The 14,267-nt window shown below is 66.5% G+C and carries 12 protein-coding genes; 6 read left to right on the plus strand and 6 right to left on the minus strand.

What is annotated here, in order from left to right:
- Positions 1-4: 4 nt before the first annotated feature.
- Entirely contained in the window at positions 5-955 is a 951-nt protein-coding gene (locus EV147_RS01690; RefSeq protein ID WP_130389398.1) for a glycosyltransferase family 2 protein, read from the plus strand.
- Between the two features lie 26 nt (positions 956-981).
- Here the strand turns inward: EV147_RS01690 and EV147_RS01695 are convergent, their stop codons facing one another.
- From EV147_RS01695 to EV147_RS01720, 6 genes are all read right to left on the minus strand, one after another.
- Entirely contained in the window at positions 982-1,806 is an 825-nt protein-coding gene (locus EV147_RS01695; protein ID WP_130389399.1) for a class I SAM-dependent methyltransferase, read from the minus strand.
- 134 nt (positions 1,807-1,940) lie between these two features.
- A complete protein-coding gene (locus EV147_RS01700; protein ID WP_130389400.1) occupies positions 1,941-3,020 on the minus strand; it encodes a glycosyltransferase family 4 protein in 1,080 nt (359 codons plus the stop codon).
- The gene (locus EV147_RS01705; protein ID WP_130389401.1) at positions 3,017-4,270 is read right to left on the minus strand and encodes a lipopolysaccharide biosynthesis protein; all 1,254 of its coding nucleotides are present in this window, start codon (positions 4,268-4,270) and stop codon (positions 3,017-3,019) included. The genes EV147_RS01700 and EV147_RS01705 overlap by 4 nt, the downstream gene beginning before the upstream one ends.
- On the minus strand, positions 4,270-5,430 hold the full coding sequence (locus EV147_RS01710; protein WP_130389402.1) for a glycosyltransferase: 1,161 nt from the start codon (positions 5,428-5,430) through the stop codon (positions 4,270-4,272). The genes EV147_RS01705 and EV147_RS01710 overlap by 1 nt, the downstream gene beginning before the upstream one ends.
- A complete protein-coding gene (locus EV147_RS01715) occupies positions 5,427-6,746 on the minus strand; it encodes an exopolysaccharide biosynthesis polyprenyl glycosylphosphotransferase (protein WP_235844576.1) in 1,320 nt (439 codons plus the stop codon). The genes EV147_RS01710 and EV147_RS01715 overlap by 4 nt, the downstream gene beginning before the upstream one ends.
- Positions 6,743-7,915, minus strand: coding sequence for a glycosyltransferase family 4 protein (locus EV147_RS01720; RefSeq protein WP_130389403.1), 1,173 nt, complete (start codon positions 7,913-7,915; stop codon positions 6,743-6,745). The genes EV147_RS01715 and EV147_RS01720 overlap by 4 nt, the downstream gene beginning before the upstream one ends.
- Positions 7,916-8,160: 245 nt before the next feature.
- Between EV147_RS01720 and EV147_RS01725 the strand changes: the two genes are divergently transcribed.
- From EV147_RS01725 to EV147_RS01745, 5 genes are all read left to right on the plus strand, one after another.
- Positions 8,161-9,546 carry a phosphomannomutase/phosphoglucomutase gene (locus tag EV147_RS01725; protein WP_130389404.1) on the plus strand — a complete coding sequence of 462 codons (1,386 nt, stop codon included), beginning with the start codon at positions 8,161-8,163 and terminating at the stop codon, positions 9,544-9,546.
- Positions 9,527-10,618 carry a lipopolysaccharide heptosyltransferase I gene (gene waaC, locus EV147_RS01730; protein ID WP_130389405.1) on the plus strand — a complete coding sequence of 364 codons (1,092 nt, stop codon included), beginning with the start codon at positions 9,527-9,529 and terminating at the stop codon, positions 10,616-10,618. Before EV147_RS01725 ends, waaC begins: the two co-directional genes overlap by 20 nt.
- A complete protein-coding gene (gene waaA / locus EV147_RS01735; RefSeq protein ID WP_130389406.1) occupies positions 10,618-11,892 on the plus strand; it encodes a lipid IV(A) 3-deoxy-D-manno-octulosonic acid transferase in 1,275 nt (424 codons plus the stop codon). Before waaC ends, waaA begins: the two co-directional genes overlap by 1 nt.
- Positions 11,893-12,017: 125 nt before the next feature.
- On the plus strand, positions 12,018-12,848 hold the full coding sequence (locus EV147_RS01740; RefSeq protein ID WP_130389407.1) for an META and DUF4377 domain-containing protein: 831 nt from the start codon (positions 12,018-12,020) through the stop codon (positions 12,846-12,848).
- A 121-nt stretch (positions 12,849-12,969) separates the two neighbouring features.
- A complete protein-coding gene (locus EV147_RS01745; RefSeq protein WP_130389408.1) occupies positions 12,970-14,262 on the plus strand; it encodes an O-antigen ligase family protein in 1,293 nt (430 codons plus the stop codon).
- Positions 14,263-14,267 lie beyond the last annotated feature (5 nt).

Consider the following 14,267-nt stretch of genomic DNA (forward strand, 5'->3'; position numbering starts at 1 on the left):
TTCCATGACGCCCCCCAACCGCCTGGTTTCGATCGTTGTACCGTTTTATAACGAAGGACAGGGAGCCGACGCGTTCTACGCGGCGATTACCCCCGTCTTCGATCGCGTCCCCGATTGCGATTTCGAAGTTGTCTGCGTCGATGACGGCAGCCGGGATGACACGCTGCAGCGTCTGATTGGCCTGGTAGAACGCGACAAGCGGTTTCGCACCATCGAATTGTCCCGGAACTTCGGCAAGGAAGCGGCGTTGACCGCCGGTATCGACGCCGCGCGCGGGGACGCCGTCATTCCCATCGATGCCGATCTGCAGGATCCGCCGATGCTGATTCCCGAACTGATCGCGGAGTGGCAGCGCGGCAGCGAGGTCGTGCTGGCGCGCCGCGCCGACCGCACCTCGGATTCGTTCATCAAGCGGAAGTCGGCGGAATTTTTCTACCGCTCGCACAACCACCTTTCGACCATCAAGATCCCCGAGAACGTCGGGGATTTCCGCCTGATGGACCGCGTGGCCGTCGATGCGCTGAAAGCCCTTCCCGAACAGCAGCGTTTCATGAAGGGACTTTTCGCCTGGATTGGTTTTCGGACGTCGGTCGTTGACTACACCCGCCATCAGCGTGCGGTCGGTGACACGAAATTCTCGGGCTGGAAGCTGTGGAACCTGGCGCTGGAAGGCATTACCAGCTTCAGTACCGCGCCGCTCAAGCTGTGGACCTATGTCGGCCTGGCAGGGGCCATGCTGACCTTGCTGTACGGCGCATACATCGTGTTCCGCACGATCGTGCATGGCGTCGACGTACCCGGCTACGCGTCACTGCTGGTGGCCGTGCTGTTTCTCGGCAGCGTGCAGCTGATCGGGATCGGCGTGCTCGGCGAGTATGTCGGCCGGATCTACATGGAGTCGAAGCGCCGCCCGTCCTATATCGTCCGCAAACGGCACGAGCGCGACGAAAACTGACTGAGCCGGCGCCTTGTGCCGATGCGTCAGCGATGCCTGATCGTCGCGCCCATTTGCCAGAAGCGCTTGTTCTGCGACACGCGCGCCGCCACGGGCAGCGAGTGTTGCAGAGGCCAGTAGACCCCGTACTTCCAATCCGGCTGACTATAGATGGTCAGGTCGTCGAAGCCGGCACGGCGCAGTTCCTTGAGCATCGACCACTCCGAGAACACGCGCATTTCGAGTGTCGTGCCCGGCCCGCCATGGAACACGAGATCGTCGAATAGCTGCACGTCACCGGAGCGCGTGACGTTTTTCATGCGGAAGCGGCTGCCCAGGTTCTGTAGTTCGTAGTCGTGCAGATCGGGAAAGTGCTCGATCGTCTTCACGCGTTTCTTGCCGGGACTGAAGTACGGTACGGTGAAGACGAAGACACCGTCCGGTTTCAGCAGGCGACGTGCATTATCGAAAGCAATCGATACCGGGGGCGCAACGTGCTCGTAGACATCGGTGGAAACGATGAAATCGAGCGTCTCTTCCTGCTCCGGCTCGATATCCGTAATGTCGAGCCTCGGTTCCTGGTGGTAGTAGGTGTTCTTGAAGGCGATACGATGCGCCAGCGGTATCGCATAGCCGTCCCAGCAGCTCATGCCGATACCCACGATGTCCGGACGAGGCGGTGCGATATCCGCTATCGCCATGCTTTCGCCAAACAGCTCGGACGTCAGTACCTGAATGATGGAGCGCATTCTGACCGTGGAACCGCAGCCGCAGCTCGGCTCTTCGCGGCTCAACTGTCCAAGGGGGACGGTGTTGTCCGCGCCACAAATATTGCATTGGAACGCAATCGGCTTTTCAGCTTCCGCAAGCACTATCTTTCTCCTCGGGGGCAAAGGTCGATAGGAACTTCTGCTGGGGTAAAGCACTGACTGGTGGATTCTAGGGTTTGTTGTCGATCCGTTGCAAGCGCCGCTTCAGCCGTGGAAAACCCTCGGACCGGCCTGGCTCAATGCTGACAGAGCAGTTGCTGCCACTGGTCGACGATGCGGCCCAACTCGAAATCGCGGGCTTTCTGTCGCCCTGCGAGGGCCATGTCGTTGGCGACCGCGGTGTTGTCCATCAGTGCCGTGATGGCACTGGCGAGTGCTTCGGGATTCTCCGTGGGCACAAGCAGGGCTTCGCGGTCGCTCAACAGCGCGCGCGGTCCGGCTTCGCAGTCGGTCGACACGACAGGTAACCCGTGCGACATGGCTTCGAGCAACACCAGCCCGAATCCTTCATATCGGGAACTCAGGCAGAAGACCGACGCCCCCTGGTACAGGCTCGACACATCCTCGCGTGCGCCGGGCAGTTCGACGGATTCTGCAAGCCCAAGCTGGGCCCGCAGGCGCTCCAGTTCAGGACGCGATTCGCCCTCGCCGGCGATGATCAGGCGCCAGTCCGGCGCGCGTTCGGCGACCATCGCCCAGGCCCGCAGCAGGATGTCGAAACCCTTGGCATGGGTCAGCCGTCCGACGGCCAGCACGACCTTGGCCTTGCGGGTCGCCGCGTCGGGCGGAAACGCGAAGGGCAGGGGGTTCGGCACAGTGAGCACGTTGGCGCGAGGCTGGAGCGCCTCTTCCCACCGCGCGTGATCGCGGTCTGTCAGTACCACGATGTCGTCGTGGAATCGCGCCGCCAGACGGCGTGCCACGCGGCGCATGGGCCTGCCGAGGTCCTGGTCGAAGAAACAGTGCTCCCAGGCAATCTTGCGGACAGGCAGGCCCACCGATGCCGGCAGCGTGAACAGGGCCAGCATCGTATCGACCTCGACCAGGATGTCGATCCGATGGGCCTTGAGGAACCTGCGGATACCCGCCACGGTGGCCGGGTATGCCCGCTTGAACGAGGGGCGCCGAGCGAACAGTGCATGGTGGCTGACGCCATCCACCAGGGGAAAGCAGCTGTGCCGATCCCAGAGGCTGAGCACGAACGTCGGAAAGCCACGCTCCGCCAGTGCGTTCGCCATGACGGCGGTCATGCGCTCGGCGCCGGCATAGGCATTGAGCGTGCCCGTCAGAAAGCATATCCGGGGCGTGCCGCTCATGCCGTGGCCATTTGTACCGACCGGCCTGTGCGCCACCACAGCACGAGCCCGAAGCAGACCGCCATCGCGTTGGATACCGCATAGCCGGCGATGGCGCCCATCGCGCCGTAGCGGGGAACGGCGATCAGGTCGAACACGATGGTGACGGACAGCACCAGGCCCCATTTCATGGCTATCCACTTCGGGCGGCGCAGATAGACAGCCAGCAGGCTCAGCCCCACATCCGCGAACACGGGGATGGATGCCAGCGCGGCTACCTGCAGCAGCCTGCTGGCTGATGAGAATTCGCTGCCGTACAGCAGGTGGATGATCCATTCGGCGCTGGAGGCGATCATCACGGCGCCCACCAATCCGATCAGCCCCAGTCCCAGCGCCGTGTAGGCAACGTTCTGGCGCGCCACGGACAGTGCATTCTTGCTGTAGATGTACATGGGAGCAATGCCCCCGGCCAGGATGGTGGCGACAATCGTGAAGTTGTCGAGGATCTGCATGCTGGCCGCGTAGGCACTGAATTCCGTCAGCGGCACCGACGGCTGAAGGATCAGCTGGTCCGCACGGCGCGCGCCCATCATCAGGATGAAGCCGATCCAGAACAGCGTGCCAGCCGAGACCAACTGGCGGCACAGTGCCGGCTCGAGTTGCACGCGACGGCCGCCGGGGGTGCGCGACAGATAGTAGATGAACAGCAGGCTGGCCAGCACGATCGGCTCGACGGCGAACGTGGCGGCAAACAGCGGAACATTGTGGGTCCCCGCCAGGAACAGGCTGGCGACCAGACCTGCCTTCGCGATCAGGGCCACAAGGCTGAAGATCGTGCCCGGCCGGTTGTTGGTATGGGCCTGCATCCACGCCACGACGACGCCTGCCGGTTCGCGCAGGAGGATCGATATGCCAAGCAACAGCGCGGCAATCCAGGTCTCGGGTGGCGGCCGCGTGACCAGCAGGAACGTGCACATCAGCAGATAGCCGAGTGCCGCGCCCCCGATGCGCAGCACGAGCGCATGCATCATCAGCCGGTGCTGTCCTGCAGCAGTGGGCGTCACCACGAGCCGGGGCACCACGACTTCCCCGCCGCAGATCAGCGCCAGCGACGCTGCGATGAGCACGATCGCCTGCGCGTACTGGAAATGGGCGAAACCCTCGGGGCCCAGCGCCCGCGCCAGCATCGCCACCACACCGATGCCGGTAGCCACCTGGAGCCCGCGCTCGATCAGCATCCACAACAGGTTTGTGGCAACGCGGCGCCGCATCAGGTGCTCCCCCGGTGCATCAGACGGGGAGCCTGAATCAGTTGATGGTAAATGTCGATCCAGCGGGCGGCCGTCGCCTGCAAGCCGAATTGGGATACGACGCGCTCCCGGCGCGCAGCGGCCTGCCCGGCCTCGTGCGGGTCTTCCCGGAGCGCGGCGCAGATTGCCTCGGCCAGTGCCTGCGCGTCGCCGGTCGGCACGATGCGGGCAAGGCTGCCGCACAGTTCCTTCACACCGGGCGCGTCGGTGGACACCACGCTGGTGCCGCATGCCATGGCCTCGCCCACCACCAGCGGCATCCCCTCGATACGCGACGACAGCACAAAGACATCCGCCGCAGTCATCAGTTCTGCAACGTCAGCGCGTCGGCCCAGCAGCCAGGCAGCATCGTCCAGGCCCAGCGAGTGAATTTTCTGTTCCAGCGACTGGCGACGGGGACCGTCCCCGGCGATTGCCAGCCGGACGTCGAAACCTTGCTGGCGGACACGGGCGAATGCTTCGATCAACGTCGCCTGATCCTTCTCTTCGACCAGCCGTCCCACATTCAGCAGCAACCGGGCATCCGGAGAGAGAGGGAGCGCGGCGCGCGTGGCATGGCGCCTTGCGGCGTCGGGATGGAACGCCGCCGTATCGATACCGTTGGCGACCACCGCGAGCCGTGATGGCCGCGCCGCGCCGACATCGATCATCTGCTGGCGCCCGGCCGCACTCACATGCGTGGTCAGGGCGCACCAGCTGTCGGTGATGCGGTAGAGCGCCATGCGCAGCCGGCCACCCTCGCGCATGCTGTGCGCCGTGCAGACCAGCGGGGGCGCGGCAACGATGCGGGTCAGCATCCGGGCGAACAGGTTTGCATGCACCATGTGCGAATGGATCACATCAGGACGCCACGCCTTCACGAACGTGCGGACCTCAAGAAGTGACCGCAGCATCGACCAGGGCGTCTTCCGCATGTCGACGGCCCGATACTCGGCAGCCGGCGCCAGCGTCACCTCTCGTCCCGTCGTCAGGCTGACCACGGCGACGGCATGCCCCATCGCGCTGAACGCCCGCGACAGCGCGGCAACCTGCTGCTCGGCGCCGCCCAGCCTGAGGCCGGTGACAAGCAGCAGGATTCGCAATGGCCCGGAGCCATCGGTTCTGGGGAGGCGCTGGGTCATCGCGCCCCATACCCGGTCAACAACGTCCGCACCGTCTTCACCGCGATCAGCAGATCCAGCGCAAACGAGCAGTGCTTGACGTAGTACAGGTCATAGCTGAGCTTGGTCACCGTCTCGGCGTGGGTACCCACGTAACCCTGCTGCACCTGGGCCCAGCCCGAGAGGCCCGGCCGCACCAGATGGCGGTACGGGTAGTAGGCGATCGATTCGGTGAACTCGTCGACCATCGGCACCTGTTCCGGACGCGGCCCGATAAAGCTCATGTCGCCAACCAGCACGTTCCACAGTTGCGGGATTTCGTCGAGCCGGTACTTGCGGATCACGCGGCCCACCCGCGTGACGCGCGGGTCCTGGCGCGCCGCGAACTGGGCCGGCGCATGCTTGTCCACGCCCATGCTGCGGAACTTGAGCATCGTGAACGGCTTGCCGAACAGGCCCACGCGGCGCTGGCGGAACAATGCGCCCCCCGGGGTTTCCAGGCTGACCGTCAGCGCCACGACGAGCCCCACGGGCAGCGCCAGCGGCGCAAGCACGACCACGCCTGCGATATCGATCAGCCGCTTGGCATAGTCGAACAGGTAGTGGTTGGCGTAGTCGTCGAAGAAGTTCTCGTCGATATGGTCCAGGCCCACCCGGCCGGTCAGCATCTCGCCGATCCGCTCGACGGAATACATGCGCAGGTGGCCCATCTTGTACTGGGTCAGCAGGCGGGTGCGGGCGGGGTCGGCGGTCATGCCGCGCTCCACCAGGATGCCGTCGCAGTGCAGCGCGTCCTCGATCGAATTGATCTGTTCGAAGCGCGTGGCGCCGGGCGGCGTGGCGCCGGGCATCTCGATGATGCGGTTCAGGTGCTGCAGCGTTTCAGGTTCCATGTAGCCGAACACCGGCACGTACTTCTGCACGTAGCGCCGGTAGCCGAACCAGATCCACGCCAGCGTGGTGATGTAGCCCACCAGCACGGCGCCGCGCGAATACTCGACATGGAACCCGGCGTAGGCGATCAGCAGCATGGCGAAGGGCAGGGTGGTGGCCACGCCGACGATGCTGGCGCCTTCCATGGCCGGCAGGTGCAACGCGCGCAGCAGCAGCACGAAGGCGGCCAGGTAGGGCACGATCGACCAGAGCAGGGTGCGGGGGAAGACGTGGGTGACCAGGCCCGCGTGGTGCGCGATTTCGGATAACGCAGTATTGATGCCGAACAGGACCAGCCCGATCGCGGCCCAGCCGATCATCCGGCTGGCGCGCCGGATCGTTTCCGAGCGCGCCGCCGTGCCCAGCCCATTGCGCCGCATCGATGCGCCGTGCAGCGTACTCATGATGCGGAAGCCCGCACGGCCAGCGGGCGGCTGCCGGCCAGCACTCGCTGGTAGACGGCCCAGGTGGCCTGGATCATGGGCTCCAGGCCGTAGGCCTGTTGCCAGCGCGCCCGGGCGGCGTCGCCCAGGGCGATGCGATGCGGCGCGTCGGAAGCCAGCCGGTCGATGCTCGCCGCAAACGCCGTGGGATCGTTGCCGGGCACCAGCACGCCGCTGCGTCCGTCTTCCAGTTGCTCGCGGATGCCGGGCAGGTCGCTGGCAACGATGGGCAAGCCGGCCCGCATGGCTTCGAGGATCGAAATCGGCAGGCCCTCATGGTCCGAGGCAAGCACGAAAGCCTGTGCCGTCGCCAGCAGGGCCGCAATGTCGTCGACGTTGCCGGCAAAGCGCACACGTCCGGGCGCCAGTTGCGCGGCCAGTTGCGTGAGACTGTCGCGCTGCGGCCCGTCGCCGGCGATGACCAGTTCGCCCTCGGGCAGCGCCTTCGCAAACGCGCGAATGACGATGTCGGGCCGCTTGGGCTGGGCCAGGCGCATCACGGTGACGATTCGCCGCAACGGCCCGGCGGGACTGGCCGCCCGCGGGGCGTCCGCAATGCCGTTGGGAATCACGCTGATCCGGCTCGCGGGGATGGGCAGGGCCTGCGCCATCGCCCGCTCGGCCCCGGCCACGCAGATCATCTGGGCGGTGAGCGGCGCCAGCGCCCACTCCACCAGCCGGCCCACGGCGCGCCGCTTCCACGGCGCGGCAGGCTTGAAGGCAAAGCCGTGGACGGTATAGACCACGGGGAGGTTCAGGATGCGGCCGGCGATGCGTCCGAGCGCGCTGGCCTTGGCGCTATGGGTGTGGATGACGTCTGGTGCGGCGCCGCGCAGCGCGGCCGTCAGCTCGCGCAGTGCGTGCACGGCCCGGAGCGGCGAGAGCGCGTTATCCATCTGCGCCAGGCGTACCGCCGGGATGCCCAGATCCCCGGCCAGTGCAAACAACGGCCCGTCGCCGCCGGCAAGCAGCATGACGTCCGCCCGCTCGCGCATGGCGCGGAGCAGGTGGGCAACATGGGTCTGGGCGCCGCCGATTTCCGAGTTGGTGATCAGATAGGCGATGCGCGGCCGGTGGGGCAACGTGGGCAAGGGCAAAGGCGGATCAATCCAGGGCAAGCCGGCGGACATCTGCCCGGCTTCTCGTCAACCGCCTGCCGGCTCGGACAAGGCGTGGGCAAACGTGCTCCGCCAGACCGATGGCAGCCGAAAAGGGCTTGAAAATCCCTCCGCGGGCGGCTGACGGCGATTATAGCGCCTGCGCCACGCGCAATCCGGCACAATACGTCTTTTTGGCGCCCTGCCCGCGCCCCGTCCCCTGCACGTTTCTTGCGGCGGACGGACTCGCACGATGAACTCTGTCCTCGGGAAGCCACATGCAAATTGAACCCTCGATCTTCAAGGCCTATGACATCCGCGGTATTGTCGGCAAGACGCTGACCCCGGAAGTGGCCCGTTACATCGGCCTGTCGTTCGGCTCGGCCGCCGTCGAAATCGGCGAGAAAACCGTGGTGGTCGGCCGTGACGGCCGCCTGTCCGGCCCCGACCTGCTGGGCGGCCTCGTGGAAGGCCTGCGCGCGGCCGGGCTCGATGTGATCGATCTCGGCATGGTTGCCACGCCGATGGTGTACTTCGGCACCAATATCGAGCTCGATGGCCGGCGCGCCACGTCCGGCATCATGGTCACGGGCAGCCACAATCCGCCCGACTACAACGGTTTCAAGATGGTGCTGGGCGGCAAGGCCATCTATGGCGACCAGATCCAGGCACTGCGCCAGCGCATCGGGGCCGGCAACTTCGCCAAGGGTGGCGGCAGCTACAAGCTCGTGGATATCCGCCAGCAGTATCTCGACCGGATCATTGGCGATGTGAAGCTGGCCCGCCCGATGAAGATCGCGCTCGACGCCGGCAACGGCGTGGCCGGCGCCTTCGTTGGCGACCTGTTCCGCGGCCTGGGCTGCGAGGTGGTCGAACTGTTCTGCGACGTGGACGGCCACTTCCCGAACCACCATCCGGACCCCGCCCACATCGAGAATCTGCAGGATCTGATGCAATGCCTGCGTGATACCGACTGCGAACTGGGCCTGGCCTTCGACGGCGACGGCGACCGCCTGGGCGTGGTGACCAAGGACGGCCAGGTCATCTTCCCGGACCGCCAGCTGATGCTGTTCGCCGAGGAAATCCTGTCGCGCAACCCCGGCCAGCAGGTGATCTACGACGTCAAGTGCACCGGCAAGCTGGCGCCGTGGATTCGGGAGCATGGCGGCGAGCCGCTGATGTGGAAGACCGGCCACTCGCTGGTCAAGGCCAAGCTCAAGGAAACCGGCGCACCGATCGCCGGCGAGATGAGCGGCCACGTGTTCTTCAAGGACCGCTGGTATGGCTTCGACGATGGTCTCTACACGGGCGCGCGCCTGCTGGAGATCGTGTCGCGGCACGACGACCCGAGCGCCGTCCTGAACGCGCTGCCGAACTCGAACTGCACCCCCGAGCTGCAGCTCAAGGTGGCCGAGGGCGAAGCCTTCACGCTGCTCGACAAGATCCGCGCCAACGCGAAGTTCGAGGGTGCGAAGGAAGTGATCACGATCGACGGTGTACGTGTGGAGTACCCCGATGGCTTCGGCCTGGCGCGCCCGTCCAACACCACGCCCGTGGTGGTGATGCGCTTCGAGGCCGACAACGACGCCGCGCTGGCCCGTATCCAAGCCGAATTCAAGCGCGTGATTCTTGCAGAAAAGCCGGATGCAAAGCTCCCGTTCTGAAGCGGATCGACGGTCAGCAGTGACGACGCCGGCGCCAGTGGCGCCGGCGTCGTCATTCGCGCTGCCGGCCCGGCCCCGCATCCTGATCGTCAAGGTGTCGTCGCTGGGCGACGTGGTGCACAACATGCCGCTCGTCCACGATCTGCGCGCCCGCTGGCCCGAGGCCGAGATCGACTGGGTGGTGGAAGAGGGCTACGTCGACCTGGTCAGGCTGCTGCCCGAGGTGCGCCACGTCATTCCGTTCGCGCTGCGCCGCTGGCGCAAGGGGTTCTGGAAGTCCGGAACCTGGGACGAAATCGGCGCCCTGCGCGCCGCCATCCGCGAACACGCCTACGACGCCGTCCTGGAGACCCAGGGCCTGCTGAAGACGGCCATCGTCGCGCGCAGCGCGGCACGGGCCAGTGGCGCGCCGATCGTCGGGCTCGGCAATGCCACGCAAGGGTCCGGCTACGAGCCGGCCGCGCGCCTGTTCTACACCGCGCCGGTCAAGGTGCCGCGCCAGACCCATTCGGTACGGCGCTCGCGCCTGCTTGGCGCGGCGCTGACAGGCACCACCCCGCCCGAGCCGCCGCGCTTCTTCGGCCCGGCTGCCCGGACCCTGCACGCCGACGATCCGCTGTGGGCCGACCTTCCGGCCCGCCATGCGGTCTGCTTCCACGCCACGGCCGGCGCGAAAAAGCGCTGGCCCGTGGCGCACTGGCACGAACTCGGCCGCAGGCTGCACGCGGAGGGTCTGAGCGTGCTGCTGCCGTGGGGCAGCGAGTCGGAAAAGCGCGATGCCGAGGCGCTTGCCGCCGGCATGCCGGGCGCGCGGGTCCTGCCGCGCTTCTCGGTCATGCAGGGGTTTGGCCTGATCAATCGGGCCGAGGTGGTGATCGGCGTGGATACCGGCCTGGTCCATATCGCGGCCGCGCTGTGCCGGCCGACTGTCGAGATCTATACGGCCACGTGGCGCTGGAAGACCGAGGGGTACTGGTCCGACCGCATCGCCAACGTGGGCGACGACGGCCAGGTGCCGTCGGTCGATGACGTCTACGCCGCTGCGCGGCGGGTGCGCGGAGTGTCTGTCTGATGTTGCGGTTGATTTATACCCTGCTGTGGCTACTGATCCTGCCCGTGGCGCTGCTGCGCCTGGTCTGGCGTTCGCGCAAGGAGCCCGGCTACGTCCAGAACATTGGCGAGCGGCTGGGCCGGTACGACGATATCCCGCGCGAGGGGCCCTGGCTCTGGGTGCACGCGGTATCGGTGGGCGAAACGCGGGCCGCCCAGCCACTGATCGATTCGCTGCTCGCCGCCTACCCGGGGCACCGGCTGCTGCTGACGCACATGACGCCCACCGGCCGCCAGACTGGCGCGCAGCTCTACGGCGGCAACCCCCGCATCCAGCAGTGCTACCTGCCTTACGACATGCCCTGGCTGGTGCGCCGTTTCCTGGCGTATTTCCGGCCCGAGGCGGGGTTGATCATGGAAACCGAGGTCTGGCCGAATCTCGTCCACGTGACCCGGCGCGCCGGCGTGCCGCTGTTCCTGGTCAACGCCCGGCTGTCGCCGCGCAGCTACCGGCGCACGGCGCGCTTCGGCAGTGCGGCCGCCTCGCTCTACAACGATTTCACGATGGTGCTGGCGCAGACCGCCGGCGATGCCGAGCGCTACCGGGCGCTGGGCGTGCGGGCGGTGCAGGTCACCGGCAACCTGAAATTCGACATGCAAGCGCCCGAGGCCGGCATGGCGCGGGGGCAGGCGTTGCGGCGCGCCTTTGGCGGCCGGCAGGTGCTGGCGGCCGCCAGCACGCGCGAAGGCGAGGAGCCGCTGATTCTCGAAGCGTTCTCGCGCTGGCCGGGCGCGCAGCGGCCGCTGCTGCTGCTGGTGCCGCGCCATCCGCAGCGCTTCGACGAGGTAGCGGGCATGGCCACGCGCTCGGGCTTCTCGGTGCAGCGCCGCAGCGCGCTAGATCTGGACGGCCCGGAGGCAGAAGTCAGCGCTGACATCCTGCTCGGCGACTCGATGGGCGAGATGGCAATGTATTACGCGGCTTCGGACATCGCCTATATCGGCGGGAGCCTGATCCCGCTCGGCGGACAGAACCTGATCGAAGCCTGCGCAATCGGCACGCCGGTACTGATGGGACTCCATACGTTCAACTTCGCGCAGGCGACCGAGGACGCCATCGCCGCTGGTGCGTGCCTGCGGGTAGCCAATGCCGACGAACTGATGCGCGCGGCAGCCGAGGTACTTGCGGACCGCTCTCGCCTGGCCGAGATGCGCGCCAATGCGCTGACCTTCGCCGGACTTCATCGCGGAGCGACGGTTAGGACACTTGGCGCGCTCGCGCCAGTGTTGCGCTGACATACACCAGCCAAACCGGGGGCTAGACTGCCAGTTGAGTGGATTTCCGTGCGCTTGCCGGGTCACGTTTCGATTTCGGCGGCGCTGGAGTTTAATCCGACGCTTCACGACAAAGGAGCCCCTCCATGCCCCGATTCTCCCGTCCGCGTCTCTGGGTCGCCGCGCTGAGCCTCGGCGCGGCCACCGTGTTCTCCGCCTGCAGTTCGACCGGGCTGCCCCCGAACAATCCCTCGGCCAGCCCGAGCCTCAACGAAACGCGCTCGGCGGGGCCCAGCCGCTGGGAACTGGTGCGCTGGACCCGCGCGGACGGAACGCAGCGCGAGCTGCCGCACGGCGACAACGGCGAGCCCATCGTCTTCAACTTCAGTGACGGCATTGACTCCGGTCAAGGGACGGTCAGCGGCACGAGCGGTTGCAACCGGTTCACCGGCGGCTACGGCAAGACCGACTCAGGCATCCGCTTCGACCGGCTGGCGGGCACCCGCATGGCCTGCCCCGGCGCGCGGATGGAAACCGAAACGGCCTTGCTGAAGGCGATGCAGACGCCGTTCACCACGGTGGGCACCCAGCCCTCGGCGGGTTCCACCGGCCGCCAGGTGGTCTGGAAGACCGCCGATGGCGAACTGCTCCAGTTCGTCGAGCGCGAAGGCGTGGGCCGGCGCGGCGACAAGGTCGATCCTGCCACCGGCAGCACGGGCGGCACCGAAAAGATCGTCTACATCGATTCCCAGCGCGTGGAGTGCACCGGCGTCGGCAAGATGCAGTGCTACCGCTGGCGCGACGCGGCCGACAAGCCGTGGCAGTTCTGGTACGGACCGATCGAAGGACTCGATTTCGAGCCCGGGGTGGCCTACAAGCTGCGGGTCAAGGAGTACCAGGTACCGAATCCGCCGGCCGATGCGTCGGCGATCCGATGGCAGGTGCTGGAAATTGTCGAGCGAAAACGTGGCGGATAAGCGGCTTTGATACCTGTTGGTGACAATTTTCCGCAAGTCAATCGTTTAGAATGGTGCCGCTTATTTTCCGGATTCGCCGCGCCATGACCGGTTGCGGCGGACGTGTGCCTTACCGCTGCCTATGACGAACCGCAACACCCGGCTGTCCACTGTCGCCGACTTCCTGGTCTTTGCCTTTCCCATCCTCGTCCTGTGCGTGCCGCGTGGGGCGGGCGTGTTTCTGGCGGGCGTCGTGGTGCTGCTGCTGGCCGGGTGGCGCGGCATGGGGCGCGAATGGCGGCATCATGCCGACACGCTGCTGCCGCTGGCGATTGCCGTGTTCGGCTTCCTCGTGGTCTGCATCGCGTCAAAGTTCTACCACCACACGCCCTGGAACGTCATCGACAACCCCTCCCGGGCGCTGCTGGCCATCCTGACCTGCTGGGCCATCGTGCGGGCGGCGCCCAACGCCTCGCGCCTGTGGTCCGGTATCACCTGGGGTCTGTGTCTGGCACTGCTGATCGTGCTGTATCAGCGTTTCGGCCTGCACGTTGACCGTCCCTCGGCGTGGATCCAGCCCATTGCGTTTGCCAACATGGTGGCTGCCCTGGCGCTGGTCGGTTTTGCCCGGCCTGGGCAGGACGCCAGGACGCATGCGGTCGCCTGGTTCAATGTCCTGTGCGCCGTGCCGATCCTGATGATGAATGGCACCCGGGGCGCGATGGTGGCGATGCTCGTCACGCTGTTCCCGCTGCTGCTTGTCCGGTACCGGGCGTTCAGCGCACGCATGTTCGTGGCCTCCTGTGGCGGCATCGCGGTCCTGGTGGCTGGCCTGTACCTGTTGCCCGGAAGTCCCGTGGCCGAGCGTGTGGACAAGGCCGTCTCGGAGGTGCAGCAGTTCGAGCAAGGCAATGCGGAATCGTCGGTCGGCGCGCGCCTGCAGATGTGGGAGATCGGCATGGGCTATTTCGCCCAGCACCCGTGGTCGGGTGCCGGGGTCGGGCAGTTTGCGACCATTCTGCATTCGGCGCCGTACTGCTCGGAGCGTACGGAATCGATGGTCTGCGTCCTGGAGCACGCCCACAACGATGTCGTGGAGGCTGCTTCGACGACCGGCCTGCCCGGGGTGCTGGTCCTGCTGGGATTGTTCCTGGTGCCTGCCGTACTGTTCTGGCGCGCATTGCGCGTCTGCCGCGCTGCCGGCAATGAGCGCGGAGAGAGCCTCGGCGGGGCAGGGCTGGCGGTGGTCATGGCCTCGCTGGTCTGTGGGCTGACCCAGGTGACCATGGCCCATCAGGCCAATATCGTCTTCTACGCAGGAGCGGTGGGCCTGTTGCTCGGCATGGCGGCGCGGGAAGCGCGCGGCGCCCATGGCCTGGGCGATCGCGGTTCCTTCAAGCCGATGCGGCCAGTCGGCGTCACGCGCAGCGCCTGACCGTC

Source organism: Cupriavidus agavae (assembly GCF_004217045.1).
Classification (GTDB): Bacteria; Pseudomonadota; Gammaproteobacteria; order Burkholderiales; family Burkholderiaceae; genus Cupriavidus; species Cupriavidus agavae.